Annotated in this window: 18 protein-coding genes and 1 pseudogene; 17 read left to right on the plus strand and 2 right to left on the minus strand. The window is 74.2% G+C overall.

What is annotated here, in order from left to right; all coding sequences use genetic code 11:
• The first annotated feature begins 3 nt into the window (after positions 1-3).
• The 9 genes and pseudogenes from ACIQAK_RS24950 (at position 4) to ACIQAK_RS24990 (ending at position 14,657) form a co-directional block, all read left to right on the plus strand.
• Complete coding sequence (locus ACIQAK_RS24950; protein WP_366391881.1) at positions 4-2,436, plus strand: TOMM precursor leader peptide-binding protein; 2,433 nt, start codon at positions 4-6, stop codon at positions 2,434-2,436.
• Positions 2,426-4,438: a TOMM precursor leader peptide-binding protein gene (locus tag ACIQAK_RS24955; RefSeq protein WP_366391882.1), complete on the plus strand. Its 2,013-nt coding sequence runs from the start codon at positions 2,426-2,428 to the stop codon at positions 4,436-4,438. Before ACIQAK_RS24950 ends, ACIQAK_RS24955 begins: the two co-directional genes overlap by 11 nt.
• 43 nt (positions 4,439-4,481) lie before the next feature.
• Positions 4,482-6,062 carry a nitroreductase family protein gene (locus ACIQAK_RS24960; protein WP_366391883.1) on the plus strand — a complete coding sequence of 527 codons (1,581 nt, stop codon included), beginning with the start codon at positions 4,482-4,484 and terminating at the stop codon, positions 6,060-6,062.
• Between the two features lie 15 nt (positions 6,063-6,077).
• Complete coding sequence (locus ACIQAK_RS24965) at positions 6,078-8,783, plus strand: lantibiotic dehydratase (protein WP_366391884.1); 2,706 nt, start codon at positions 6,078-6,080, stop codon at positions 8,781-8,783.
• Positions 8,780-9,825, plus strand: a pseudogene (locus tag ACIQAK_RS24970) (lantibiotic dehydratase C-terminal domain-containing protein). Before ACIQAK_RS24965 ends, ACIQAK_RS24970 begins: the two are co-directional and overlap by 4 nt.
• Entirely contained in the window at positions 9,822-10,922 is a 1,101-nt protein-coding gene (locus tag ACIQAK_RS24975) for a peptidase M50 (RefSeq protein ID WP_366391885.1), read from the plus strand. The pseudogene ACIQAK_RS24970 and the gene ACIQAK_RS24975 overlap by 4 nt, the downstream one beginning before the upstream one ends.
• Before the next feature lie 23 nt (positions 10,923-10,945).
• Entirely contained in the window at positions 10,946-11,902 is a 957-nt protein-coding gene (locus ACIQAK_RS24980; protein ID WP_366391886.1) for an ABC transporter ATP-binding protein, read from the plus strand.
• Between the two features lie 59 nt (positions 11,903-11,961).
• The gene (locus tag ACIQAK_RS24985) at positions 11,962-12,717 is read left to right on the plus strand and encodes an ABC transporter permease (RefSeq protein WP_366391887.1); all 756 of its coding nucleotides are present in this window, start codon (positions 11,962-11,964) and stop codon (positions 12,715-12,717) included.
• Entirely contained in the window at positions 12,714-14,657 is a 1,944-nt protein-coding gene (locus tag ACIQAK_RS24990) for a TOMM precursor leader peptide-binding protein (RefSeq protein WP_366391888.1), read from the plus strand. Before ACIQAK_RS24985 ends, ACIQAK_RS24990 begins: the two co-directional genes overlap by 4 nt.
• 71 nt (positions 14,658-14,728) lie before the next feature.
• Here ACIQAK_RS24990 and ACIQAK_RS24995 read toward each other — a convergent pair whose 3' ends face one another.
• Positions 14,729-14,905 (minus strand): thiazolylpeptide-type bacteriocin, encoded by a 177-nt coding sequence (locus ACIQAK_RS24995; RefSeq protein WP_018515646.1) that lies wholly within the window; start codon positions 14,903-14,905, stop codon positions 14,729-14,731.
• A 186-nt stretch (positions 14,906-15,091) separates the two neighbouring features.
• Between ACIQAK_RS24995 and ACIQAK_RS25000 the strand changes: the two genes are divergently transcribed.
• Positions 15,092-16,468 (plus strand): amidohydrolase, encoded by a 1,377-nt coding sequence (locus ACIQAK_RS25000; RefSeq protein WP_366391889.1) that lies wholly within the window; start codon positions 15,092-15,094, stop codon positions 16,466-16,468.
• A complete protein-coding gene (locus tag ACIQAK_RS25005) occupies positions 16,465-16,719 on the plus strand; it encodes a hypothetical protein (RefSeq protein WP_366391890.1) in 255 nt (84 codons plus the stop codon). Before ACIQAK_RS25000 ends, ACIQAK_RS25005 begins: the two co-directional genes overlap by 4 nt.
• 22 nt (positions 16,720-16,741) lie before the next feature.
• On the opposite strand, the gene ACIQAK_RS25010 is transcribed toward ACIQAK_RS25005, so the two are convergent.
• Complete coding sequence (locus tag ACIQAK_RS25010) at positions 16,742-17,737, minus strand: LuxR C-terminal-related transcriptional regulator (RefSeq protein ID WP_366391891.1); 996 nt, start codon at positions 17,735-17,737, stop codon at positions 16,742-16,744.
• A 494-nt stretch (positions 17,738-18,231) separates the two neighbouring features.
• Between ACIQAK_RS25010 and mfd the strand changes: the two genes are divergently transcribed.
• The 6 genes from mfd to ACIQAK_RS25040 all read left to right on the plus strand — a co-directional run bounded on the left by mfd (position 18,232) and on the right by ACIQAK_RS25040 (position 26,982).
• A complete protein-coding gene (gene mfd / locus ACIQAK_RS25015; protein WP_366391892.1) occupies positions 18,232-21,765 on the plus strand; it encodes a transcription-repair coupling factor in 3,534 nt (1,177 codons plus the stop codon).
• 225 nt (positions 21,766-21,990) lie between these two features.
• On the plus strand, positions 21,991-22,782 hold the full coding sequence (locus tag ACIQAK_RS25020; protein ID WP_366391893.1) for an HNH endonuclease family protein: 792 nt from the start codon (positions 21,991-21,993) through the stop codon (positions 22,780-22,782).
• Between the two features lie 126 nt (positions 22,783-22,908).
• Positions 22,909-23,520, plus strand: a complete 612-nt coding sequence (locus tag ACIQAK_RS25025; protein ID WP_366391949.1) for a hypothetical protein — start codon at positions 22,909-22,911, stop codon at positions 23,518-23,520.
• Positions 23,517-25,169 carry a protein kinase domain-containing protein gene (locus ACIQAK_RS25030; RefSeq protein WP_366391894.1) on the plus strand — a complete coding sequence of 551 codons (1,653 nt, stop codon included), beginning with the start codon at positions 23,517-23,519 and terminating at the stop codon, positions 25,167-25,169. Before ACIQAK_RS25025 ends, ACIQAK_RS25030 begins: the two co-directional genes overlap by 4 nt.
• A 139-nt stretch (positions 25,170-25,308) precedes the next feature.
• A complete protein-coding gene (locus tag ACIQAK_RS25035) occupies positions 25,309-25,965 on the plus strand; it encodes a SurA N-terminal domain-containing protein (protein ID WP_366391895.1) in 657 nt (218 codons plus the stop codon).
• 42 nt (positions 25,966-26,007) lie between these two features.
• Positions 26,008-26,982, plus strand: coding sequence for a nucleoside triphosphate pyrophosphohydrolase (locus tag ACIQAK_RS25040; RefSeq protein ID WP_366391896.1), 975 nt, complete (start codon positions 26,008-26,010; stop codon positions 26,980-26,982).
• The last annotated feature ends 18 nt before the right edge of the window (positions 26,983-27,000 follow it).

Genomic DNA, 27,000 nt, shown 5'->3' on the forward strand with positions numbered 1-27,000 from the left:
CCCATGGCCGAGAGCGCCGCACCCTCCGCACCCGCCCCCGCCGGGTCCGCCGCGCCCGCACCCTCCGCACCCACCCCTGCCGGGTCCGCCGCGCCCGCCGGGTCCGCCGCGCCCGCCGCGCCCGCACCCTCCGCACCCGCCCCCACCAGGTCCGCCACCCCCGCCGCGCCCGCACCCTCCGCACCCTCCGCACCCGCCCCCGCCGGGTCCGTCACCCCCGCCGGGGCCGCGCCCGTCCCCACCGGGGCGGTCGACGCACTCGCCGGGACCCGTCCGCGCATCCGCCGGGACGTCCTGTTCACCGAGACCCCCGGCGGGGTGCTCTTCCACAACGCCGACGGCGGTTTCCACCTCACCGGCCGCACCGCCTACCGCTTCGCCTCCCTCGTCGTCCCCCACCTGACGGGACAGCACCGCCTGGACGAGCTGTGCGCCGGATTCGGGCCGGCCCAGCGGGCCATGGCCGCCGAGCTCGTCAGGACGCTGTACGCGCGCGACTTCGCCCGCGACATCCCGGAGGCGGGCACGGACCCCGCCGGGGACGACGGGCTGAGCCCGGAGATCGCCGAACGCTTCGCCGCCCAGATCGCCTACGTCGACCACTACACCGACGACGCCCGCGCCCGCTTCCTCCGCTACCGCACCACCCGCGTCGCCGTCCTCGGCAACGACGAGACCGCCCGCTGGTGCGCGCTGAGCCTGCTGCGCAACGGCTGCGCCCGGATCGGGACCACCACCACCGCCGACGCCACCGCCCACGACGACATCACCGCCGAGGCGGCCGGGGCCGGCGCCCAGGCCGAGACGGTCGGCGCCGGCGCGGACGCGGGCTGGGCGGACCTGGAGGGGTACGACGTCGTCGTGGTCACCGGTTCCGGGGCAGGCGCGCGCACCCACCGGCTGCTGGCCGCCGGGGTCCCCGAGGGCGTGACGCTCATCCCCGCCTGGCTGTTCGGCCGCCGGCTGGTCGTCGGCCCGCTCTCCACCGCCACCTCCACCGGGTGCTGGTCCTGCGCGCTGCTGCGCCTCGGCTCCAACGTCGACCCGGGCACCGCCGCCGAGCTGTGGAGCGAGGCGGCGGGAGCCGTACCGTCCTGCGGCGACGCCCTGTCCGGGCCGGTCGCGGCGATGGTCGGCAACCTCGTCGGCTACGAGATCTTCCGCCTCACCACCGGCGCCCTGCCCGCAGAGACGGACGGCCAGGTCCTCGTCCAGGACCTGCAATCGCTCGATGTGATGGCGGAGCCGGTCCAGCCGCACCCCCGGTGTGCCCGCTGCGCCGCCCGGGCCGCCGACGGGACCGCGGAGCCCGTCCCCGCGCTGCCGGACGCCCTCGCGCCGCCGGTCACCCCGACCGTGGAGACGGCCCGGGACGCGGAGGCGCTGGTGGAGGAGTTGAACCGGGTCGGTACGGCGCTGGTGCGCCCGTACACCGGGATCTTCCGCCGGTACGACGACGAGGAGCTGACCCAGACCCCGCTGAAGCTCAGCCGCGTGGAGGTGGCACTCGGGGGCGGGGTGCGCCGCCGGATCGCCGCGTTCGACGTGCACCACCTGGCGGGGGCGCGGATGCGGGCGCTGCACGCGGCGGCGGAGGCGTACGTCGAACACGTGGTGCCGCTCCCGGCGCCGGACGGTCCGCGGCAGGCCGTGCGCACCCTCGGCCCCGCCGCCCTCACCACCGGCGGCGGCACCGGCGCCGAGCCCACCGCCTGGGCCGCCGCCACCTCGCTGACCACCAAGGAGCCCGTACACGTACCCGCAGCCGCCCTGCGCCCCTTCGGCCCCCACAACCGCGACCGGGCGCACCTGGCGAGCCGGGCCGGTTCCGGGGCGGGCGGCAGCGCGGCGGAGGCGGCGGGGCAGGCGCTGCTCTCGGCGCTCGCGCACGACGCGCTTCTCCGGGCGGTGCGGGGCACCACCCAGGTGAGCCCGGTCGCGGCCGGCGGGACCGACCCGGAGCTGGTGTTCCTGCTGAGGTCCGCCGCCAACCTGGACATCGCCGTGGAGCTGCTCGACCTGGGTGAGGCGGAGCGCACCTCGGCCCATGTGGTCCTGGCCCGCGAGGCCGACGCGCCCTCCGCACAGGGCCGTTGGGCGGCCGGGGCCGGGCTCTCCCTGCGCGTGGCGGCCGCCTGCGCCCTGCGCGACCTGCTGGGCCAGGTGCAGCTCGCCGCCGAGGACCCGGGCGCGGCGGTCGACCTCGGCGACCCGCTGGTGGGGGACCTGGCTCCGGCGGCGATCGCGGTGGGCGGGGAGTCGCTTGCGGTGGGCGGGCCGGAGACGACGTTCGACGCGGTGCTGGAGCGGCTGCGGTCCGCCGGGCGCGACGCCCTGTATGTGGGGACGACCCCGGCGGACCTTCCGGCGGGTTCCATCGCCACGGCCCGGGTGCTGCTGACGGTGGACGGCGAGGGCGGCCCTGATGCGCGTTGAGACCCCCGCGGACGCCCCACCCGTCCTGGGGGAGTCCACCGAACTGCTCACGGAGCTGGTGACGGCCGGGCTCAGCCGGTTCGGCGAGGCGGTGGTGGTCCCCGCACGCCTGGACGTCCAGCCCCTCGGCGTACGGGACGCGTTCGGGGAGGAGGGGCTGCCCGACACCTCCGCCGTCCCTGTGCGCTATCACGGGCGGCACGCCGTCGTCGGCCCCTTCCCGGCGGTGGACCCCGCCACGCCCCGGCCCCCCTGCGCCCGCTGCCTGGAGCGCCGCTGGCAGGCCGTGCGCTCGGTCGCGTTGCGCGAGGCGCTGGAGCTCGGCTCCGGGACCCGGGCGGCGGGCCCGTCCCCGTACATCACCCCCTTCGCGGCGGAGACGCTTGCCGGGCTCATCGCCGCCCGGCTGGACGGTGGTGGGCCGGAGACCGGGGCCTTCCCCGCCGTCCACCTCGTCGACCTCCAGACCCTGGCCGTACGCCACTACCCGCTCGTCCCGGACCCCGAGTGCCCGGTCTGCGGAACCCCCGAGCCGGACACCGACGCGGCCGCTGCCATCACCCTGAAGCCCGCGCCCAAGCTGCGGCCGGGCAGCTTCCGGGTCCGGGACATCGGAACGTACGAACTGCCCGTCGAGCCGTACGCCAACCCGGTCTGCGGGTCGCTCGGCCCCTCCGTCGTCCAGGACGTCTCCTCCACCTCCACCTCCGCCACCATCGGCTGCTTCTCGATGCGCTCGGGGCCCTACCTCCGCGAGACGTTCTGGGGCGGGCACGCCGACACCTTCGCCGAGAGCGTGCGGATCGGGGTGCTGGAAGGTCTGGAGCGGTACGCGGGCATGCGGTCGCGGGCCAAACGCGCCCAGGTGCACGCGAGCCTGGACGGGCTGCGGGCGCAGGGCCGGGCCGCGGTCGACCCCCGGGTCGTCGGGCTCTACGCGGACGCCTTCCACCGCGCCAACCCCCGTGTCCTGCCGTTCACTTCGGACCGGGAGATCCCGTGGGTGCGGGGCTGGTCGCTGCGGGACGCGCGGACCGTGCTGGTGCCCGAGGTGCTCACGTACTACCACGCGCCCGGCCTGGAGAACCGGTTCGTGCAGGAGAGTTCCAACGGCTGTGCCTCCGGCGGCTGTCTGGAGGAAGCCGTCTACTTCGGGCTGATGGAGGTGGTGGAGCGGGACGCGTTCCTGCTCTCGTGGTACGGGCGGGCCGCGCTGCCCGAGATCGACCCGCGCACCAGCCGGCGCCCGGCCACCCGGCAGATGGTGGACCGGCTGGAGATGTACGGCTACGAGGCCCGGTTCTTCGACACCCGGATCTCCTTCCCGATCCCCGTCGTCACCGGGGTCGCCGTGCGGCCCGACCGCGGCCCGGGCCGGATGTGCTTCGGCGCGGGTGCCGGACTCGACCCGGAGGCGGCGCTCGCCGGGGCGCTCTGCGAGATCGCCACCGACGCCGTCAACCTCCAGGGCCGCACCGAGCGGGACGAGGAGCGGCTGCGGGCGATGGCGTACGACTTCGACAAGGTGGCGGCGCTCCACGACCACCCGCTGGCGTACGGCATCCCGGAGATGGGCGACCACGCGGAGTTCCTGCTCGGCGCGCCGCGAGCCGTCCGCCCACCGGCGCGTTCCTTCGACGAGCTGTACGGGGGCGGGGACGGGGGCGGGGACGGGGGGAAGGGGAACGGCTCCGGCCCCGCCGGCCGGCCCGTCCTCCCCGTCTCGGACGATCTGCGCGAGGACCTGCGGCGGTGCGTGGACGCCGTCACGGCGGCCGGGTTCGACGTGGTCGTGGTCGACCAGACGATGCCCGAACAGCGGGCCCTCGGCCTGACCACGGTGAGCGTCCTGGTGCCCGGCCTGCTGCCGATCGACTTCGGGTGGAGCAGGCAGCGTGCCCTGCACATGCCCCGGCTGCGCACCGCGCTGCGCGAGGCGGGGCTGCGTACGGCGGACCTCACCGACGCCGACCTCAACCCCGCCCCACATCCGTTCCCATGACCGCCGCGCCTCTCCCACTTCTGCCGTGACCAAGGAGCCCGCCATGGGATACGCCCATGAATACGCCGCCGCGATCATGCACCGCGGCCGGGTCCCGATGGACCCCGCCGATTTCGTCCCCGACTGGCAGGACGGCCCCCGCAAGGCCAAGTTCTACCCCGGCGCCGACAGCTTCCCGCTGCCCGACGCCCCCTACCCCGCCGACGCCACGCTCGACCGGGCGCTGGGCCCGGAAGGGGCCCCCGCAGACGGTGAGTTCGACCTGCTCGCACTCTCCGGGATGCTCCGGGACTCCTACGGACTGACCGGCCGCCGCCTGGGCGTGCAGGCCAACACCGACCTGAGCGCCCTGCCCTTCTACCCGCTGGCCAACTGGTCGCGCGGCTCGGCCTCCGGGGGCGGCCTGTACCCGGTCGGCGTCCACTGGATCTCCGGGCCGAGCGCTTCCGTACCGCCCGGCGCGCACTACTACTCCACCCGGCACCACACCATGCAGCGGCTGCTCACCGGCGATGTGTCCGGCCAGGTGCGGGCCGCGCTCGGGGAGGGCGCGCCGGGCCCGGTGACCGATCAGTACCTGGTGCTCTCCGTCAAGTACTGGCAGAACTCCTTCAAGTACAACAGCTTCTCCTTCCACGCCGTCTCCATGGACCTCGGCGCCTGTGTCCAGACCTGGCGGATGTGGGCGGCGGCCCGGGGGCTGGCGGTCGAACCGGCACTCTGGTTCGACGAGGAGCGGCTCGCGGCCCTGCTCGGCGTGGACCCGAAGGAGGAGGGGATCTTCGCGGTGGTGCCGCTGAAGTGGGCCGGACACACGCCGGGTCCAGGCGGACCGGCCGCCCCTGTCACCGTGCGCCGCAAGGACATCGAGCGCTCGCGTACCGTCCTCACCTTCGACGCGCTGTCGCGCATGCAGGCGGCCACCTCCGCCGAGGCCACCGCCCGCCCCGCCCCCGGCGCGCTGGTCCCGGTCGCCGCGCACCCGGCCGACCCGGCGGCCCCGGAGGCCGGGCTGCCGCCCGCCCGGCCGCTGGAGACCGACGTGCGCACCGCCCTGCGCCAGCGCCGCTCCAGCTTCGGCCGGTTCGACGCACAGCGGCCGGTGACACGGCCGCAGTTGGCGGCCTGCCTGGCGGCCGCCGTCGCCGGGTCGCGGCTCGGCGGGGACACCGGTGAGGTCCGGCTCGTGAGGCTGTACGCGTTCGTGAGCCATGTGGAGGGGCTGGTGCCGGGCAGTTACGCGTACGACCCCGAGCGGCGGAGCCTGCGCCAGGTGAGGGAGGGGCGGCCGGGGGAGTTCCTGCAGAAGAACTACTTCCTGGCCAACTACAACCTGGAGCAGGCCGGGGCCGTCCTCGTCCCGACCGTCCGTACCACCGCCGTACTGGACGCGGTCGGTGACCGGGGATACCGCCTGGTCAACGCCACCGTCGGGGCCGTCGCCCAGTCCCTCTACACCGCCGCCTCCGCCGTGGACCTGGGCTGCGGAGTGGCGCTCGGCTTCGACAACATCTCCTACATCGAGGAGCTCGGCCTCGAAGGGACGGGCGAGGCGCCGCTGCTGATCATGATGATCGGCAACGAGCGGCCCGCCCCCGCCGACTTCCGCTACGAGATCGTCTGAGCGGGGGAGCCGAGGATGAGTGCTGACGTGAACTCCCCCGTGGTCCGGTCCGCGTTCATGGTCCGGGTCGCCGGACTGCCGGTCCGCAGCGTGCAGGAACTGCGCTGCCCGGAGAGCCGCCGGTGGGCCGACGAAGTGCTGGACGAGGCGGACCAGCTGGGGCTGCTCGCGGAGAAGGCCGGGGACCAGCTGCACGCCCTGATCGGCGGCAGCGACGACGACGGGCTCCGCCGGGCCTTGCTGAAGCTCCGCCGGGACGTCTTCAACGACCGGCTGCCCACGGCGGACTCCGCCGACCGGGCCCTCACCCGGGTCCGCGCTCTGGACCCGGCCGCCGCCGCCACCCTCGCCGACTGGCTCGCCGGCCGCCGCGCCCTGGACGGGCGGCGCGCGGCGGGGGCCGGTCTGCTGGCCGCCGAGACCGGCCGCAGCCGGGAGGTCCTGCGCCGGCTCGCCGGTCACGAACGCCTGCGCCGGGGGCTGGTGCTCGCCTCGCCCGCCCTGGACGCCCAGCTCGACGCGTACCGGAGGCAGCCCCCACCGGCAGGGGCCCGCCCCGACAAGAAGCAGCGCAAGATCGAGCGGTCGCTGCTCGGCTACGTGTACCGGACGGCGTGCAAGACGAGCCCGTTCTCCACCTTCACGGGTGTCGCCCTCGGTTCGCTGACCGGGTCGGACGGTCTGCGGCTGCGCGTCGACGGGCGGTGGCGGGCGCAGGCCCGGCTCAACGTCGTCGCGCTGGGCCGCCTCGCCGACGCGGTGGTCGCCGACCCGGCCCGCCGCGCCGACCTGCCGGTCGCCCCCGCCTCCGGCTGGGGCCGCGACGACGACCGGGTGCGCTATGTGCGGCGCTGGGTCACGGCGGGCGACGACGACACGGCCGTCACCTTCGACGCGGTGCAGGACCGGCTGTTCTTCCTGCGCCGCAGCGGCACCCTGGACCGGCTGCTCGGCCTCTTCGAGGAGCGGAGCGGGACCGTGCTGCGGTACGGGGAGCTGGTGGAGTGGCTGGCCCGGGACCAGGGGGCCGCGCGCGAGGAGTGCGAGCAGTACCTCGGGGCGCTGCTGGACGTCGGCATGGTCCAGGTGCCGTGCCTGCGGACCGAGGTCCACGACACCGACCCGCTGCGCGCGTTCCAGGGTGCGCTGCGGGGGCTGGAGCGCCCCTGGGCCGGCCGGCTCGCGGACCGGCTGGAGGAGCCCGCCCGGTGCGTCGAGCGGTTCGCGGACGCCTCGCCGGACGAGCGGCGCGTGCTGCTGGACGCGTTGCGGGCGGGGCTGCGGGCCGTCCAGGAGGAGGAGCTGGGGGCGGAGCGGGCGAAGGTGCCGAGGACGCTGCTGTACGAGGACGCGGCGGCGGGCGCGCACCCGGAGTTCGACCCCGTCGCCTGGCGGGAGCTGGCGGCAGGCCCGCTGGCGGCCGTGGAGCGCGTGCTGCCCGCCTTCGATCTCACCCTCCCGCAACGGATCACCTTCGAGGGCTTCTTCCTCGCGCGGTACGGGCGCGGCGGCCGGTGCGATGACCTGCTGAAGCTGGTCCACGACTTCCACGAGGACTTCTTCGACCAGTACATGACGTTCACCGCCACCCGCACCGCGTACGACGCCGACGGCGCCTACGTACCGGAGGTGAACTGGCTCGGCCTGGACCGGCTGCGCGCCCTGGACACCGCCCGCCGTACCTTCACCGCGCGGATGACCGCGCTGTGGCGGGCGGCGGGGCCCGAGGCGGCCGAGGTGCGGGTGGACGACGCCTTCCTGGCCGACGTGGCCGCCGAACTGGAGGGCGTCGCACCGGAGTTCGCACCGATGAGCCACCACCTCCAGATCGCCGACCGGCCCGGCGACCCGCTCGTCGTCCTGAACCGGTCCTACGGCGGGGTCTCGTTCCCCTTCAGCCGGTTCACCCAGCTCTTCGACGGGCTCGCCGAACGGCTCCGCACGGAAACGGACGCCATCGTGCCCGAGGGCGCGGTCCTCGCCGAGGTCACCGGCGGCCCGGTCACCAGCAACCTCAACCTGCACGGCCGGCTGACCCCGTACGAGATCGTCTGCCCCGGTGAACGCGGCACGCTGGAGGCGGAGTTCAGAATGTCCTTGGACGACCTCCACCTCGTCCACGACCCCGAGGCCGGCCGGCTGGTCCTGCGCTCGGCCCGCCTGGACCGCGAGGTGATCCCGGTCTACCTCGGCTATCTCGTCCCCCTCGCCCTCCCCGAACTGCCCCGCACCCTGCTCCTCCTCTCCCCGACCTCGATGGCCCCGCTCAACGTCTGGGCCGGGGTTCCCGAGGGTGCTCCGGACGCGAGCGGGGTCACCACGCGCCCCCGGGTGCGCCACGGCTCACTCGTCCTGAGCCGGCGCAGCTGGAGCGCCCCGGCCACCGCGCTGCCGCTGCACCGGGCGTGCGCGCCGGAGGACGGATGGTTCCTGGGCTGGCACGCGTTCCGGCGCGCGCACGCGCTGCCCGACCGGGTCTTCGTGACCGTCTCGGACTCCGGGGCCCGGGGCGCGACCGGGGCCAAGCCGCAGTACCTGGACTTCGACAGCCCGCTCTCCCTCTCGGCCTTCGAGGCCCTGATCAAGGCGCCGGAGGCCCGGGTGGTGTTCCGGGAGGCGCTGCCGGACGAGGACGCCCTGCCCACCGTCTCCGGCGACGGCCGCCATGTCGCCGAACTGGCCGTGGAGACGGCCGTACCCGTCCGCAGGAGGACCGTATGACACCGCTCATGACAGGGATGGCCGGCGCCTGGCAGGCCACCCATGTCTTCTACGCTGCCAACCCCCGCCCCTTCCTCCTGCACTGCGTCCGCCCGCTGGTCGCTGAGCTGGAGGCGGACGGGCTGCTCGCCGGGTACTTCTTCATCAACTACTGGCTGGAGGGCCCCCACGTACGCCTGCGCCTCAAGCCGTCCGCACCCGCCGCCGGACCCGAGGTGGCCCGCCGCACCGAGCGGGCCGTGGACGCGTTCCTCGCGGAGCGGCCCGCGCTGTACGAGGTCGACTCCGGGTTCCTCAACGACTTCTACAACACCCTCTTCGAGATCGAGTTCCCCGGCAGCGAGCGCGGCCACTACCTGGACGAGCGGGGGCGGATGAACCTGCGCCCCAACAACTCCCGCCACCGGGAGGCGTACGAACCGGAGTTCGGCAAGTACGGCGGTCCGGCCGGGATCGAGCTGGCCGAGTGGCACTTCCGGCACTCCAGCGACCTGGTCATCGACGCGTTCGCCACGAAGAACCTCCACCTGCGCACGGTCCTGCTCGGGACCTCGGCCCAGCTGATGATGGTGATGTCGTCGACCTTCCTGCCGGAGCGGACGGAGCTGACCGCCTACCTGGACAGCTATTACGAGTTCTGGCACCGCGCCTTCCCCGGCACCGGCTTCATCGGCACCGACGAGTACGACCGCAACTACGCCCGCACGGCGGACGGGCTGCGGGACCGCTTCACCCGCATCCGCACTGCCACGGCTACCCCGGGGGGTGCGCGCTCGCTGCCCGGGTCCCTGGCCGGCTGGGCCGAGCACTGCGCCGGACTCCGGGACCGGGCGCGGCGGCCGTCGACGGGGACCTGGTGTTCCGGTCCTGGGACGGGGAGCGGGACGAGCGGGTCACCGACCCGGCGGTGGCGCTGCCGCCGCTGCTCTCCCCGTACATGCACATGACCAACAACCGGCTCCACGTCACCATCCGGGACGAGGCGTATCTCAGCCATGTCCTGGGCCGGGTCCTCGCCGAGTCCGGCGAGGGGTCCGCATGAGCCCATCCGGGGCGCTCGCCGCCCACCGGCCCGGGCTGCGGCCCCGCGTCCTGCTCAGCGGCCCGCTGCTGGACGGAGCCGCGACCGTCCACCTGATCAAGGACACCGAGAGCGGCAACTCCTTCAAGGTCGGGCCCAAGGAGCACTTCCTCATCGCCCGGATGGACGGGCGGCGGAGCCTGGCGGAGATCGGTGAGGAGTACGCGGGGGAGTACGGGCGGCGGCTGGCGGACGCCCACTGGCAGCAGCTGCTGACCTTGCTGGGGACGAGGGGGCTGCTCACCGGGACGCCCGCGCCGGCACCTTCCGCTCCCACGGCTGAACGCCGCACCCTGCTGCGCGGCACCCTCCCCCTGGTGGCCGACGCGAACGCCACCACCGCCCGCCTCCACCGCGTCCTCGGCTTCCTGCTCACGCCCTGGGCCATGGTGCCGCTGCTGGCGCTGATCGTGGCGATGGAGGGGCTCGTCGCCGCCCGTGCCGGTGAACTGCTCATCGCGGTACGGGCAGTGTTCGCCAACCCCGTCCTGCTCACCGGCACGGCGATCCTGCTCTGGCTGAGCACCGCCCTCCACGAGCTGGCGCACGGCGTGGTGGCCCGGCACTACGGCGGGCAGGTCGCGGAGATCGGGCTGCGGTGGCGGCTGCCCGTCGTCATCATGTACTGCACGGTCGACGACTACCTCTACCTGGGCGGCCGGTGGCAGCGCATCGCCACGGCGGGCGCGGGCGCGGTGATGAATCTCCTGTTCCTGCTGCCCTTCTGCGCCCTCCGGCTGCTGGCCCCGCTCGACGAAGCCACGCACGAGGCGCTCTCCGCGCTGCTGCTCCTCGGCAGCGTGCAGGCGCTGGCGATGCTCGTGCCGCTGCCGCCGCTCGACGGGTACAGGATCGCCGGCCAGCTCGCCGGGGCCACCGGACTCGCCGCCTCCGCGACCGGCTACCTGCGGCTCGCGGTGCGCCGCTCACCGGAGGCCACCGCGTACCCACGCCGTGCCCGAATCGCTTACCCCGCCTATCTGTTGGGCACGGCACTCGCTCTCGCCGCCGTGGTCGCGGCGGTCGTCGCGGGCGCCCATCACCTGCTGACGGCCTGATGTTCCACCCCAAGGAGAGTGCCATGACGTCCACCGCCCCCCGCACCCCGTACGACCCCCCGCCGGGACCGTCCGCCGGGCCCGCCGTCGCCCTGGCCGACGTCCACCGGACCTACGGCGCCACCCGGGCCGTCGACGGGGTCTCGCTGACCGTCGAACGCGGGGAGTTCTTCGGGCTGCTCGGGCCCAACGGGGCGGGCAAGACCACGCTCGTCGAGATCATGGAGGGACAGCGGCGGGCCGACTCCGGGACGGTGGCGGTCCTGGGGACGAGCCCCTGGCCGCGCAACACCGCCCTGCTGCCCCGGCTCGGCGTGCAGACCCAGACCTCGTCGTTCTTCGTCCGGCTGACCGCCCGCGAGCACCTGGTCACCATGGCCGCCCTCCACCGGTGCGATCCGGCCGCCGCCGAACGCGCCCTGGCCTCGGTGGGCCTCACCGAGCAGGGGGACACCCGGGTGGACGACCTCTCCGGCGGCCAGCGGCAGCGGCTCGCCATCGCCTCCGCCCTCGTCCACGACCCCGAGCTGATCTTCCTGGACGAGCCGACCGCCGCCCTCGACCCGCAGGCCCGCCGCGCGCTGTGGCAGGTGCTCCGGGAGCTCAAGGGCGCGGGCCGCACGATCGTCTACACCACGCACCACCTGGACGAGGCCGAGGCGCTCTGCGACCGGGTGGCGATCATGGTCCAGGGCAGGGTCGCCGCGCTCGACAGCCCCGGCCGGCTCATCGCGGCCTCCAGCCCCACCACCCGGCTGCTGGTCCCGGCCGACCGGCTCACACCCGCCCAGGCCCGTGCGATCCCGGGCGTGGACCGGGTCACGGAGGAGGGCGGCTCGATCGTGCTGGAGACCCTCACCTCCGGCCAGGTCCTCGCGGCCCTCGACGAGATCGCGGGGCTCCAGGGCGTACAGACCAGGACGGCGAGCCTGGAGGACGTCTACCTGGCGCTGACCGGTGCCGGAGCCCCCCAGCCCTAGCCGCCCATCCCCGCCGCCCCGCCCCCGCCCCCGCGCACCAGCGATACGGAGACACCCCCATGAGCGCCTACGCCGCGCTGAGCCAGGCCGGATACCGGGCCTACACCCGCGACCGCACCACCCTCTTCTTCACCTTCGCCTTCCCGCTGATCTTCCTGGTGGTCTTCGGGCTGATCTTCCACGGCCAGACGGTCGAGGAGAGCGGCAAGCCCTACATCAACTACATCGCGCCGGGCGTCCTGTCCTGGGGTGTCGGCAACGCGGCCGTCTTCGGTGTCGGGTTCGTCCTCATGCAGTGGCGGCGCGACGACATCCTCCGGCTGATCCGGATGACGCCGACGCCCGTCTCCGCCGTCCTCGCCTCGCGCTACGTGCTGGCGCTCGGCATCGGAGCCGTACAGGCGGTGCTGTTCGTCGCTGTGGCCCTGCTGCCTTCGTTCGGGCTCCAGTTGGACGGCCGCTGGCCGCTCGCGCTGCCGGTTCTGGTGCTCGGTATCACCGGGTTCCTCGCGCTGGGCGTCATCGTCGGCAGCTACGCCAAGACCCCGGAGGCGGTCGCGGCCGTCGCCAACTGCCTGATGATTCCGATGGCCTTCCTGTCGGGTTCGTTCTTCCCGCTGGACGCCATGCCCCACTGGATGCGGAGCCTCTCCCGCGTCCTGCCGCTGCGCTACCTCAACGACGGGGTCTCGGGTGCGCTGACCGGCGGCGGCTCCCTGAACGACATCGGCGTCGCCTGCGCGGCGCTCGCCGGATTCGCCCTCGTCCTCGGCGCGGTGGCGCTGAAGACCTTCCGCTGGAGCGACAAGTCATGACGACGCCCACCGCATCCACCCCGCTGGACGTGGCGCGGACCCGGCTCCAGTCCGCACTGTCGGCCCGCCACCGCGAGGTGGCCGGCGATCTGCCCGCCCCCTACGTCGTCCCGCTCGGGGCCGCCGACACGCTCGGCTTCGGCCACCGGGACCCGTACGCCGACACCCGCCCGGCCGCCAACGTCCAGCTGACCTCCCGGGCCGTGCTGGTCGGCCCCTGGGGCGGCGGGTCCTTCGGCGCCGCCTGCGGCCAGTGCCTGGCGATGCGGTGGCAGCGGCTGCGCAGCCGGTCGGAGCGGGAGGCGCTGGAGCTCGGGCACGAGCCGCGCGGGGCGGTGCACTGGCCGGTGCTCACCGAGTACGCGGTGGAGGCGGTCTGGTCCACGTACGGCGCGGTCCTGACCGGCGACCGCACCGATCCCGACGCCACGCCCGCCGACCGCGCGCTGCCCCAGGTCACCCGGGTCGACCTCACCACCCTCGCCACGGCCACCTTCCCCCTGCTCCCCGAGCCCCTCTGCCCCGCCTGCGTCCACGAGGTCCCCGACACGGCGAAGGCCGCCCGGATGGAGCTGGGCCCCACCCCCAAACCGGACCGCGACGGCTACCGCGTCCGCGCCCTGGACTCCTACTCCCTGCCGACCGCCGCCCTGGCCAACCCGGTGTGCGGGGCGCTCGGTTCGGACACCTGGATCAACCCCGCCTCCACCACCACCGCACCCGTGGCCGGGACCCACTTCGTGCGGGGCTACGCCGGTCTCAACGACGTCACCTGGAGCGGCCAGGCCAACCGGTACGCCACCAGCCGCACCCTCGCCTATCTGGAGGGCCTGGAACGGTACGCGGGCACCCACCGCCGACGCGGCACCTCCCCGGTCGTCGGCTCCTACGCCGACCTCTCCGGCCAGGCCCTGAACCCCGCCGACTGCGGCTTCTACGCCCCCGAGACGTACGCCTCCGACCCGCTGGTCAGCCCCTTCGACCCGGACCGGGCGATCCCCTGGGTCTGGGGCCACTCCCTGCGCGACGACCGTCCGATCCTGGTCCCGGCCCGGCTCGCGCACTACAGCGCCGGGGTGGACGCCGACAACTTCGTCTTCGAGTGCTCCAACGGCTGCGCCACCGGCGGCAGTCCGGAGGAGGCCATCCTCTTCGGGCTCCTCGAACTGGTCGAGCGGGACGCCTTCCTCCTCGCCTGGTACGGCCGCGTCCACCTCACCGCGATCGACCTCACCACCGCGACCACCCCAGCCGTCCGCTCGATGCTCGACCGGGCGGCCCTGCACGGCTACGACGTGCACGCCTTCGACACACGGATGGATCTGGCCGTCCCCGTCGTCACCGCCCTCGCGGTCCGGCGCGACGGTGGCCACGGCACGCTCTCCTTCAGCGCGGCGGCCGGGTTCGACCCGGCGGACACGGTGGAGGCGGCTCTGTCGGAGGTCCTCACCTACATCCCGCACCTGCCCTACCAGGTGGCCGAGCGGCGCTCCGAACTGGAGGCGATGGAAAGGGACTTCGGCAAGGTGCTGCACCTCAAGGACCATGCCCAGCTGTACGGGCTGCCGTCGATGGTCCGGCACGCGGCGGAGTACCTGGAGCCGGTCGCCGTCCTCCCGCTGGATGAGGTGTTCGCGGACTGGCTGCCGCTGCGGCCGCGCACGGGTGACCTGCTGGACGATCTGCGATGCCTGCGCGACCAGTTGACGGACGCCGGGTACGACGTCATCGCCGTCGACCAGACGACCCCGGAACAGCGCCGGATGGGCCTGCACACCGTCTCCACCACCGTCCCCGGGCTGCTGCCGCTGGACTTCGGCTGGAGCAGGCAGCGGGCGTTGCGCATGCCCCGGCTGCGGACCGCGCCGCGGGCGGCGGGGCGGCGGGCGGACGACCTCCCGGAGGCGGAGATCAAGGCCGTCCCGCACCCGTTCCCGTGACCGGCCCGGCATGCGTCGGCCCCCTCCGACCGACGGAGGGGGCCGGCGTACGAGCGGCCGGGGAACCGGTGTCAGGCGCTGCAGGAGGTGGTGCTGGTGGTGCTGGAGCAGGTGGAGGTGGAGGAGGAGGAGGTGGAACCGGCGAGGACGACCTCCACCGCGTCGGAGTAGTCCGAGATCTCGAAGGTCTCCGACTCCAGCTCCAGGATCTCGTCGGCGAGGGTGGCGAGCTCGGTCTTGGGGGCCATGGTGTTCTCCCTGGTCTCGTGGGGACCGGCGGCCGGCTGCTCCGGCCCGGTGTCCCGGTGCTGTGTCCATTGGAGGGGTGGCCGCTGTCAGATCGGCCGCGTTCTCGCTGTCACTTCGCTGGCACCTGATGACAGCGGGACGGCAGGGCACCTGACAGCCGTACGGATCAGGTTCGTCGAGGAGAGATGGGGTGTGCGGTGGTCACAGCGCCGAGTACGGCGAAGGACGCGAGGGGCGACGGGAGTGCGGGGGTGGGCGAAGCGGTGACGAGAAGCCGCTCCCCGGCGCGCCCGCTGCTCCGCGCCGCTCTCGCCCTCTACCTCGACCTGCACGCCCACCCCGAACTCTCCGGCCACGAACACCGCACCGCGGGCCTCCTCGCCGACTGGCTGACCGGCCACGGCTGTACGGTCACCCGCGCGGTCGGCGGCGGCCACGGCCTCGTCGGCGTCCTGCGCAACGGCCCGGGCCCCACCGTGCTGCTGCGCACGGAGCTCGACGCGCTCCCCGTCACCGAGTCGACCGGCCTGCCCTACGCGAGCACCGCCCCCGGGGTCATGCACGCCTGCGGCCACGACCTGCACCTCGCGGCCCTCGCCGGGACGGTCGCCCTCCTCACCGCCGACCGGGACAGCTGGCGCGGCACCCTGCTCGTGGTGGGCCAGCCCGCCGAGGAGACGCTGAGCGGGGCCCGGTCGATGCTGGAGGACGGCCGCCTGTACGAGCGGTTCGGCACCCCGGACGCGGCCCTCGCCCAGCACGCCGCCCCGCTGCCGGCCGGCACCCTCGCCCACGCGCCGGGCGGGGCACCCCTGATGGCGGGCAGCGTCGCGGCCGACGTCACCCTGTACGGCCGGGGCGGCCACGCGGCCACTCCGCACCTCACCGTCGACCCGGTCCTGATGGCGGCCGCCACCGTGCTCGGCCTCCAGTCGGTGGTCGCCCGGGAGACCGCGCCCGCCGAACAGGCCGTGCTCACCGTCGGCTCGGTGCGGGCCGGCGAGCGCGGCAACATCACCCCGGGCACCGCCGAACTCTCCCTCACCGCCAGGGCGTTCACCGAATCCGCGCTCGACCGCCTGCTGGCCGCCGCCGAACGCGTCGTACGGGCCCAGGCCGCCGCCACCGGAGCCCCGCGCGACCCGGACCTCACGGTGACCGCCCGCTCGCCCGCCCTCCTCCCGGACGCCGCGCTGACGGCGGCGGTCCGCCGCGCCCATGAGGCGTCGCTCGGCCCGGACCGGGTGCTGGACGCCTCCCCCGCGACGGCCACCGAGGACTTCCCGCACTTCGCGGCGGGCGGGGTGCCGACGGCGTACTGGCTGCTCGGCGCCACGGGCGTACGGGAATGGCGCGCCGCCCGGGCCGGGGGCGAGCCGGTGCCCCCGAACCACGCGCCGGGCTTCGCGCCCGACGTCCGCACGGCCCTGCCGACCGGAATCACGGCGCTGGCGGCGGCGGCCCGGCAGGTGCTGGACACCGGACCGGGCCCCCGAGGGACCCCCGCGCCGGGCCCCCGAGGGACCCCCGCACCGGGCGGCGCCGGGGAGGCGGGCTCATGACGCCCGGGCGGGGCGGGGTCGCCCATGTCGTCCTCGTACGCCGCGACCGCGCGGCCCCGACCGGCTGGACCACTGTCGTACGGCTCCTGGGGCTGCTCCCCGGCCACTGGTCCTGCCACCCGGAGGTGGACCAGGACCGGGTGGTGCTGCGGATCGAGCTGGCCGGGACGACGGACGCCCCGGCGGTGCGGCGGGCGGTCTCCTGCGTCCTGGCGGACACGGCGCTGCGGGGCTGGACGGAGGAGGTCTGACCGCGCCCCTTCGAAGGCCCCGTCAGATCCAGCCCCGCTCGCGGGCCAGCAGCGCGGCCTGGGCGCGACTGGCGGCGCCGAGGGTCTGCATCAGCTCGGCGACATGCCGCCGGTAGGTCCGCACCGAGACCCCCAGCTCCCGGGCCCCGGCCTCGTCCTTGCCCACCGTGCACATCGCCGCCAGCACCCGCCGCTCCATGGCGGAGAGGCCGGCGTGGTCCGTGCCGCCGCCACCGTCGGCCAGGGGCAGCTCCTCGGCCTGGTCCCAGATCCTCTCGAAGAGCGCGATGATGTTGGAGACCAGCCCGCTGCGGTGGGCGAGCAGCGCGCCCCGGGAGGTGTCGCGGGGGTCCAGCGGCACGAGGGCGGCCCGGCGGTCGTAGACGAGGAGCCGTTCGGTGGTGTCGGCCGTGACCCGGATCGCCGCCCCGTGCTCGGACAGCTCCCGCAGATAGGCGGCGGTCGGCGGGTCCTGGAGGGCGGAGCTGGAGACGACGTTGCGGATCCGGACGCCGCGTCGCAGACAGCGCAGGTCCAGCGGTCTGGAGCGGGCGATGTTCTCCGGGGAGAGCCGGGTGTAGGGCTCCACGGAGAGGATCTCGTCCCGGGCGAAGAAGGCGAGATCGTCGATCCGGTTACGGATCTGGGCGAGCCCCTCCAGCTGCTCGATGCCCTGCGGAGGGGGGGTACGGGCCCCCTGCTCCGCGCGTAGACCGTCAATGACGTGCCGCGACCGGGTGACGCGCTGCAGCTCCTGGTGGAGCGCATGCAGCCGGAGGTCGACCAGGCGGGAGAGGGCGGTCTCCGGGTCGACGGGCACGATCCGGCGGTCGTCGTCCTCCGACCGGAGGAGACCCAGCTCCTGGAGCCGGCCGATCCGGGCGCGGGCCCGGCCGGGCTCGGTGTGGAGCAGGAGGTGGAGGTCGTCGGCGGTGGTGCCGGGGTTGCGCAGGAAATGGCGGTAGAGCTCTTCCTCGGCCTCGGAGACCCCGAAAACGGCCATTTCGTTCTCGCCCACGTACGCCCCCGATACCCGATACCTGGTGTCCGCCTGAGTCCGCGCACCGCCGGGGATCGCCCTGCGGAGCCGGTCGCCGCCCGCTGTCGCGGCCGGTGGAACTGTTCGTGCGCCGGTGATCCGTCGGAAACCGTTCGTGCCATGGTCGGCCACAGACTAGACGGTGGGATCACTCCTGTGAGGACCCCGGACGGAACTCTGTGCCCCGCGGGGATGAACGGCGGCCGACCGGCGACGAGCGGCGGTGGCGGCGCGACGGACGGCCCCGGACCGGTACCGCCGGTACCTGCCGGGGGACCCCGCGCCGCACACCTCGTGGAGACTCCCCGCCCGGCCCGCCCGGTACACCGCGGCGGTCACCGTTGCGCAAGCGGCTGTCACTGGCGGGTCGTACCCTGGGAACCCCCGGCACGTCCCACGTGTCGGGCCCTTCGCGTTGCCCCTGGCAGCAGCCGGCTGCCGGCAAAGACCTCACCACCCGGACGGATACCCCTATGAGCCTGCACGGTCTGCTGGATGTCGTCGTAACGGACCCGGCGATCGCCGAGGCGGTGAAGGCCGCCGCCGACGGCCACCGTATGCACGTCGACCTGGTGGGTCCGCCCGGCGCCCGGCCGTTCGCCGTGGCCGCGCTGGCCCGGCAGACCGGCCGGACCGTGCTGGCCGTCACCGCGACCGGCCGGGAGGCCGAGGACCTGGCCGCCGCCCTGCGCACGCTGCTGCCGCCGGACACGGTGGCGGAGTTCCCGTCCTGGGAGACCCTGCCGCACGAGCGCCTCTCGCCGCGCTCGGACACCGTGGGCCGCCGCCTCGCCGTGCTGCGGCGGCTGGCCCACCCGCGCGAGGACGACCCGGAGACCGGTCCGGTCTCCGTGGTCGTCGCGCCGGTCCGCTCCGTGCTCCAGCCGCAGGTCAAGGGGCTCGGTGAGCTGGAGCCGGTCAGCCTGACCAGCGGGCAGGACGCGGACCTGGGCGAGGTGGTGGAGGCGCTGGCGGCCGCCGCGTACTCCCGGGTGGAGCTGGTGGAGAAGCGGGGCGAGTTCGCCGTACGCGGCGGCATCCTGGACGTCTTCCCGCCGACCGAGGAGCACCCCCTTCGGGTGGAGTTCTGGGGCGACGACGTCGAGGAGATCCGGTACTTCAAGATCGCCGACCAGCGCTCCCTGGAGGTGGCGGCCCACGGCCTGTGGGCGCCGCCCTGCCGTGAGCTGCTGCTGACCGACGAGGTACGGGAGCGGGCCGCCGCCCTCGCCGAGGCCCACCCGGAGCTGGGCGAGCTGCTCGGCAAGATCGCGGAGGGCATCGCGGTCGAGGGCATGGAGTCGCTGGCCCCGGTCCTGGTCGACGACATGGAGCTGCTGCTCGACGTGCTGCCGAAGGGCGCGATGGCGCTGGTCTGCGACCCGGAGCGGGTCCGGACCCGGGCGGCCGACCTGGTCGCCACCAGTCAGGAGTTCCTCCAGGCGTCGTGGGCGGCGACGGCGGGCGGCGGCGAGGCCCCGATCGACGTGGGCGCGGCCTCGCTGCGGAGCATCGCGGACGTCCGGGACCGGGCCCGTGAGCTGGGGATGATGTGGTGGTCGACCTCCCCGTTCGCCGCCGAGGACGCCGAGCACGACGAGGACACCCTCAAGCTCTCGATGCACGCCCCGGAGGCGTACCGGGGCGACACCGCCCGCGCGCTCGCCGACACCAAGGGGTGGCTGGCCGACGGCTGGCGCACGGTGTACGTCACCGAGGGCCAGGGGCTCGCCACCCGTACGGTCGAGGTGCTGGGCGGCGAAGGCATCGCGGCCCGCTTCGTCCCGGACCTCGCCGACATCGCCCCCTCCGTCGTGCACGTCTCCTGCGGGGCGATCGACCAGGGGTTCGTCGACCCGGCGCTGAAGCTCGCGGTGCTCACCGAGACCGACCTGACCGGCCAGCGCACCGCCACCAAGGACCTCGGCCGGATGCCGGCCCGCCGCCGCAAGACGATCGACCCGCTGACGCTGGAGGCGGGCGACTACATCGTCCACGAGCAGCACGGCGTGGGCCGGTACGTGGAGATGGTGCAGCGCACGGTCCAGGGCGCGACCCGGGAGTATCTGCTCGTCGAGTACGCCCCCGCCAAGCGCGGCCAGCCCGGCGACCGCCTCTACATCCCGACCGACCAGCTGGAGCAGGTGACCAAGTACGTGGGCGGCGAGGCCCCGACCCTGCACCGGCTCGGCGGCGCCGACTGGACGAAGACGAAGCAGCGGGCGAAGAAGGCGGTCAAGGAGATCGCCGCCGACCTGATCAAGCTGTACTCGGCCCGGATGGCGGCCCCCGGCCACTCCTTCGCCCCCGACACCCCGTGGCAGCGGGAGCTGGAGGACGCCTTCCCGTACGCGGAGACGCCCGACCAGCTCTCCACGATCGCCGAGGTGAAGGAGGACATGGAGAAGACGGTCCCGATGGACCGGCTGGTCTGCGGTGACGTCGGCTACGGCAAGACGGAGATCGCGGTCCGGGCGGCGTTCAAGGCGGTCCAGGACGGCAAGCAGGTGGCGGTCCTGGTCCCCACGACCCTCCTGGTCCAGCAGCACTTCGGCACGTTCACCGAGCGGTACGCGCAGTTCCCGGTCAACGTGCGGGCGTTGAGCCGTTTCCAGTCGGACACCGAGTCCAAGGCGACGCTCGAAGGCCTGAGGGACGGCTCGGTGGACCTGGTCATCGGCACCCACCGCCTGTTCTCCGCCGAGACGAAGTTCAAGGACCTCGGCCTGGTCGTCGTGGACGAGGAGCAGCGGTTCGGCGTCGAGCACAAGGAGCAGCTGAAGAAGCTCCGCGCCAACGTCGACGTGCTCACGATGTCCGCGACGCCCATCCCCCGTACGCTGGAGATGGCGGTCACCGGCATCCGCGAGATGTCCACGATCACCACCCCGCCGGAGGAGCGCCACCCGGTGCTCACCTTCGTCGGCCCGTACGAGGAGAAGCAGATCGGCGCGGCCGTGCGGCGTGAACTGCTGCGTGAGGGCCAGGTGTTCTACATCCACAACCGGGTCGAGTCGATCGACCGGGCCGCCGCCCGGCTGCGCGAGATCATCCCGGAGGCGCGCATCGCCACAGCACACGGCCAGATGTCCGAACAGGCCCTGGAACAGGTGGTGGTGGACTTCTGGGAGAAGAAGTTCGACGTCCTGGTCTCTACGACGATCGTCGAGTCCGGGATCGACATCTCCAACGCCAACACCCTGATCGTGGAGCGCGGCGACAACTTCGGCCTCTCCCAGCTGCACCAGCTGCGCGGTCGCGTGGGCCGGGGCCGCGACCGTGGCTACGCCTACTTCCTGTACCCGCCGGAGAAGCCGCTGACGGAGACCGCCCACGAGCGCCTGGCCACCATCGCCCAGCACACGGAGATGGGCGCGGGCATGTACGTGGCGATGAAGGACCTGGAGATCCGGGGCGCGGGCAACCTGCTCGGCGGCGAGCAGTCCGGCCACATCGCGGGCGTCGGCTTCGACCTGTACATCCGCATGGTCGGCGAGGCGGTCGCCGACTACCGGGCCCAGATGGACGGCGGCGTGGAGGAGGAGCCCCCGCTGGAGGTCAAGATCGAGCTCCCGGTCGACGCGCACGTCCCGCACGACTACGCCCCCGGCGAGCGCCTGCGCCTCCAGGCGTACCGCGCGATCGCCCAGGCCACCTCGGAGGACGACATCCGCGCGGTCCGCGAGGAGCTGACCGACCGCTACGGCCCCCTGCCCGAGCCGGTCGAGAACCTCCTGCTGGTGGCCGGCCTGCGCATGCTGGCCCGCGCCTGCGGAGTGGGCGACATCGTCCTCCAGGGCTCCAACATCCGCTTCGCCCCGGTGGAGCTCCGCGAGTCGCAGGAACTGCGCCTCAAGCGCCTGCACCCCAAGACGATCATCAAGCCCGCCGCCCACCAGATCCTGGTCCCGCGCCCCACGACGGGCAGGATCGGCGGCAAGCCGGTGGTGGGGCGGGAACTGCTGTCGTGGACGGGGGAGTTCCTGACGACGATCCTGGGGTCGTAGCACCGGGTACGCCCCACGTCGGCCCCGCCAGGTCTCCGGCGGGGCCGACGTGTGCGGGCGGCGGGCACGGCCCGCACATCCGGCGGGCGCAGCCCGGACATCCGGCGGGCGCAGCCCGGCCGTCCGGCGGGCGCAGCCTGAAGCCCGGTCATGAACCCCCGCCCACGGGGAAGACGCCCATAGGATTCGCGGCGTTCGGCTTTCTCCCCGTCAGGATGGCTTCAGGTGATACCTCCCCGTACGTACCGAGCAGCGGCCCTGCCCGCCCTCGGCGTTCTCGTCGCGCTCGCGCTCGTGGGCTGCGAACCCGACGACCTGGCGGCGGAGAGCGGCGGCAGCACGGGCAGTGGTGCGACCGGCGGTGGCGCGCGGTCCGCCGAGGGGTTCGGGGTCAGCCCGCTGGACAACCCCGACGGTACGAAGCCGGGCCTGGCGCCCCTCGTCTCGGACACCGACCGGGCCGCCGCCCGCAGGATCATCGAGAAGGTGGCCACCAAGGGGCGCGGCCCGAGGACCGGCTACGAACGGGACGAGTTCGGGTCCGCGTGGAAGGACGGGATCGACGGCATTCCGCTCGCCCGGAACGGCTGCGACACCCGCAACGACCTCCTCGCCCGGGACGGCAAGGACATCGAGCACCGCGCCGGCTCCGACTGCGTCGTCGTCTCGATGAAGCTGAAGGATCCCTACACCGGCGACAGCATCGACTGGCGCAAACAGCAGGCGATGAGGGTGCAGATCGACCATGTGATGCCGCTGTCCTACAACTGGCAGATGGGCGCGGCCCGCTGGAACGAGGCCAAGCGCGAGCAGATCGCCAACGACCCCCTCAACCTCCTCCCGGTGGACGGTCCGGCCAACAACGCCAAGCGCGACTCCGGCCCCGCCTCCTGGCTGCCGCCGTACAAGCCGGTCCGCTGCTCGTACGCGGTCCGGTTCGCCCAGGTCTCGCTGAAGTACGGGCTGCCCGTCACCGCGCCGGACAAGCGGGCCATGCTCGCGCAGTGCGGGGGCTGACCGGGGCTCGCCCCCGTACGGGTTCCGCATCGGCAACGGTTGGGCACAACCGGGGACGGTCTGTCGGCGGCGGTGTATACGCTCAACGCACACGTCCGACTCACGTACGCCTCCCAGGAGCAGCACATGCACGGCTACGGCTATCCGCCGCAGCAGCCGCCGACGCCCCGGCCGTCCTCGGCGACGCTCACCGCGCTGCGCGTCACCTTTGTCGTGCTGACCGTGCTGAGCTGCGGGTTCCTCGGGTGGGTGGCGATGCTGAGGCTCGCGATCGTCACCCGCAAACCCCGTGACTGGTGGCTGCTGGCGGTCGTGCTCGTCCTCACCGTCGGCCTGTTCGCGTTCTTCGCGTCCCTGCCCGCGGAGGAGGAGATGACGGACGCCCAGGCGCTGGTCGGTGTCGGCTGGCTCATAGCCGTCCTCGTCGGCGTCATCACGTACTACCTGATCATGGAGACCCGGCACTACGCGGCCCCGGGGCCGTACGACGCCCGGAGGCCGGTCCCCGGCCCCACGGCGGCCCCGTACCAGCCGTCCGCCCCGCCCCGGACCTATCAGCCCCCCGCCCAGGTCCGGAACCAGGTGCCCGTCCAGCAGCACCCGACCCCGCCCCCCACCCCCAACCCGTACACCGTCCCGGCGCCGCCGCCCAAGCCCGCGCCCCAGCGGCTCGACCAGGTCCGGGCCGAGCTGGACGAGCTCAGCGACTTCCTCCGCAAGGAGGGCGAAGGCCGGTGAGCGGCCGGGTCATCGCCGGGCGGTACGAGCTGGCATCCGTCCTCGGCCAGGGCGGCATGGGCCAGGTGTGGACGGCGTACGACCAGCGGCTGGACCGGCGCGTCGCCGTGAAGCTGCTCCGCCCGGACCGGGTCGCCGGGCCCACCGGCGGCGACGCCCCCGACGAGCTGCGCAGCCGGTTCGTCCGCGAGTGCCGGGTCACCGCGCAGGTCGACCACCCCGGCCTGGTCGCCGTCCACGACGCGGGCAGCGACGGCGACGACCTCTATCTGGTCATGCAGTACGTGGAGGGCGTCGACCTCGCCGACCACCTGGCCGAGCGGGACACCTACCCCTACCCCTGGTCCTGGGCCGTCGCGGTCGCCGCCCAGCTCTGCGCCGTCCTGAGCGCGGTGCACGCCGTGCCGATCGTCCACCGCGACCTGAAGCCCCGCAACGTGATGGTCCGGCCCGACGGCACCGTCACCGTGCTCGACCTCGGTGTCGCCTCCGTCCTCGACACGGACACCACCCGCCTCACGCACACCGGCACACCCATCGGCTCCCCGGCCTACATGGCCCCCGAGCAGGCGATGGGCGGCGCGGTCGGCCCGTACACCGACCTGTATGCCCTCGGGGTCCTCCTGCACGAACTGCTCAGCGGGGACGTGCCGTTCGCCGGGTCCACCGCGCTCGGTGTCCTGCACCGCCACCTCTACGAACCCCCGGTCCCGGTCCGGCAGATCCGGCCCGAGGTCCCCGTGCCGCTGGAAGCGCTCGTGCTGCGGCTGCTCGCCAAGGACCCGCAGGAGCGGCCCGCCGCCGCGCAGGAGGTGTACGAGGAGCTGGTCCCGCTGCTGCCGGGGCACGGCACCCCCACCGGGCCGCTCGACCCGACCCGTCCCTTCCTGCGCCCGCACGCCCCTTGGCCGGACCGGGCCGCCACCCCGGCCACCTCGCCCGTACCCGCGTCCGTGTCCCTGCCGGCGCAGGCCCAGGCGGGCGCCACCCCGTGGCCCGCCGTCGCCTCCCTCCTCTCCCCGGCCCCCCCGGTCCCCCCGCTCGCACCGCCGGCCCCCTTCACCCCGCCGCCCGCGCGGCCGGACGTCGCCCAGGCCGTGGACGAGGTGAAGAAGCTGCTCGGCGAGGGCCGGATCACCCAGGCCGTGGACACCCTCGGCGCCATCCTCCCGGCGGCCGCCGCCGAGCACGGCGAGCACTCCCCGGTCGTCCGCATCCTGCGCAAGCAGTACGCGGCGACGCTGATGGACGACGGGCAGTACCGCCGCGCCCTGCCGGAGCTGCGCCGCCTCGCGGCGGACCGCACCGCCGAGAGCGGACCGGCCGACGCCCAGGTCCTCCAGTTCCGCTACGACGCCGCCCAGTGCCTGGAGCAGCTCGGCGAGGCCACGGCCGCGCTCGGCGAGTACCGCACGGTCCTCCCGTACTACGAGAACGCCTACGGACCGGTCACCACCGACCCCGGCCGGGCTCTCGACATCCGGCACCGCATCGGGCAGCTGCTCCTGGCGGTCGGGGACCACACGGCGGGCCGGGCCCAGTTCCAGGCCCTGCTGTACGACGCCGAGCGGACCTACGGGCCGCACCACCCGCTCTCCCTCGACCTGCGTCGCCGCCTCAGCCACCAGAGGGACGTCCGGGACGGCTGACCGCGCGGCCACCCCGCCCCACATCCCCGACTCCTCCCGAATCGTTGGTCGAATCAGTGGCACCGATCACATCCACTGCCTACCATCGATCACCGCAAGGCTTGTGCACCGATGCACAAACTCTCCACGGGAGGCTCCTTTGCACCGCCGTCGTCGCACCGCGCTCGCCGTCCTCGCCGCCACGCTGCTCGCGGCACCACTCCTGGCCGCCTGCGGCAACGAGGCCCACCCCGGTGCCGCGGCCGTCGTGGGCGGCGAGCGGATCGAGGTCGCGGCGGTCCAGGCCCAGGCGGCCGACGTCCGCGCCGCCCAGGAGAGCTCACCCGAGGCGGCCCAGCTGGTCAACAAGTCGGGCCAGCTGAGCCGCGCCAAGCTGCACGGGCTGATCTTCGGCCGGATCCTGGACAAGGCGGCCGAGGACGCCGGAGTCACCGTCACCCGCAAGGAGATCCAGGAGGCCCGGACCGCGAGCCGCGACCAGGCGGGCGGCGAGGAGCAGCTGCGGGCGATGATGCTCCAGCAGCGCTGGGTCGCCCCGGACCAGATCGACGGCGACATGCGCCAGGAGGTCCTGCTCCCCAAGCTCGCCAAGGCGCTCGGCGCGGACCTCGGCACGCCCGCCGGACAGCAGGTCGTCGGTGAGACGCTGACCAAGGCGTCGAAGCAGCTGAAGATCGACGTCAACCCGCGCTTCGGCGCCTGGGACGACCGGAAGATGCAGCTCGGCACCTACCAGGCGCCGTGGATCACCCAGGTCACCGAGTTCGCCCCGCAGGACCCGCAGGCGGGCGCCTGAGCCGCCCGCCTGAGCCGGGGGTACGCCGGGTAGGTTCACGGGGTGAACGCTGAAGCCTCCGGCGACCCCGGCCGTATCGTCCTGCTCACCGCCAGCCACCGGGTCGCGCCCGGCCTGCTGTCCTGGCCGGCCTGGCAGACGCTGCACGCCGCCGACCAGGTCCTGTGCGCCGGCCCGGACCACCCCCAGCTGCCCTACCTGCGCGAGGCGGGCGTCCACGTCGAGCACGCGGCGCCCTCCGCCGACGAGTTGGTCGCCGCCTGCGCGGGCGGTCGCACCGTCGTGGTCCTGGCCGGCGGCGAGGGGAACCAGCCCCTCACCGACGGCCTGGCCCGGCTCGGCGGCTCGGGCCGGGTGGCCATGCCGGACCTGGAGCTGCTCCCCGGCTCCTACGACCTGCCCGGCGCCCGCCTGCTGGACCTGGTCCAGGTCATGGACCGGATCCGCCGCGAGTGCCCCTGGACCTCGCGCAAGACGCACCGGGGCCTCGCCAAGTACGCCATCGAGGAGGCGTACGAACTGGTCGAGGCGATCGAGGACGGCGACCGGGACGAACTGCGCGAGGAGCTCGGCGACGTCCTGCTCCAGGTCGTCCTCCACGCACGCATCGCACAGGAGGACCGCGAGGAGCCGTTCGACGTGGACGACGTCGCGGGCGGCCTCGTGGAGAAGCTGATCCACCGCCACCCGCACGTCTTCGGCGACGAGAGCGCCGAGACCCCGGAGGACGTCCACGCGCACTGGCTCCGCACGAAGGCGATCGAGAAGCAGCGCACCTCGGTCACCGAGGGCGTCCCCCTCGGCCAGCCGGGCCTGGCCCTCGCCGCGAAGCTCGGCAGCCGCGCCCGTACGGCCGGACTCGACGTCCCCCTCCCCACCGGCGACACCATCGGCTACGAACTCCTCGCCCTCGCCGTGGCCGCCGAGGCGGCCGGCACCGACCCGGAGGCGGCCCTGCGCGCGGCGGCCCGCGCCTACCGCGACGCGATCGTGGGGGCGGAGGGCGGCGCGGCTTAGTACGGTGACCTGAGGGGC

Source organism: Streptomyces sp. NPDC088706, assembly GCF_044752765.1.
Taxonomy (GTDB): Bacteria; Actinomycetota; Actinomycetes; order Streptomycetales; family Streptomycetaceae; genus Streptomyces.

Bases quoted from the DNA above. Each gene is read 5' to 3' on its own strand.
- ACIQAK_RS24950 (WP_366391881.1), top strand. From the start codon at position 4: ATGGCCGAGAGCGCCGCACCCTCCGCACCCGCCCCCGCCGGGTCCGCC.
- ACIQAK_RS24955 (WP_366391882.1), top strand. From the start codon at position 2,426: ATGCGCGTTGAGACCCCCGCGGACGCCCCACCCGTCCTGGGGGAGTCC.
- ACIQAK_RS24960 (WP_366391883.1), top strand. From the start codon at position 4,482: ATGGGATACGCCCATGAATACGCCGCCGCGATCATGCACCGCGGCCGG.
- ACIQAK_RS24965 (WP_366391884.1), top strand. From the start codon at position 6,078: ATGAGTGCTGACGTGAACTCCCCCGTGGTCCGGTCCGCGTTCATGGTC.
- ACIQAK_RS24975 (WP_366391885.1), top strand. From the start codon at position 9,822: ATGAGCCCATCCGGGGCGCTCGCCGCCCACCGGCCCGGGCTGCGGCCC.
- ACIQAK_RS24980 (WP_366391886.1), top strand. From the start codon at position 10,946: ATGACGTCCACCGCCCCCCGCACCCCGTACGACCCCCCGCCGGGACCG.
- ACIQAK_RS24985 (WP_366391887.1), top strand. From the start codon at position 11,962: ATGAGCGCCTACGCCGCGCTGAGCCAGGCCGGATACCGGGCCTACACC.
- ACIQAK_RS24990 (WP_366391888.1), top strand. From the start codon at position 12,714: ATGACGACGCCCACCGCATCCACCCCGCTGGACGTGGCGCGGACCCGG.
- ACIQAK_RS24995 (WP_018515646.1), bottom strand. From the start codon at position 14,905: ATGGCCCCCAAGACCGAGCTCGCCACCCTCGCCGACGAGATCCTGGAG.
- ACIQAK_RS25000 (WP_366391889.1), top strand. From the start codon at position 15,092: ATGGGGTGTGCGGTGGTCACAGCGCCGAGTACGGCGAAGGACGCGAGG.
- ACIQAK_RS25005 (WP_366391890.1), top strand. From the start codon at position 16,465: ATGACGCCCGGGCGGGGCGGGGTCGCCCATGTCGTCCTCGTACGCCGC.
- mfd (WP_366391892.1), top strand. From the start codon at position 18,232: ATGAGCCTGCACGGTCTGCTGGATGTCGTCGTAACGGACCCGGCGATC.
- ACIQAK_RS25025 (WP_366391949.1), top strand. From the start codon at position 22,909: ATGCACGGCTACGGCTATCCGCCGCAGCAGCCGCCGACGCCCCGGCCG.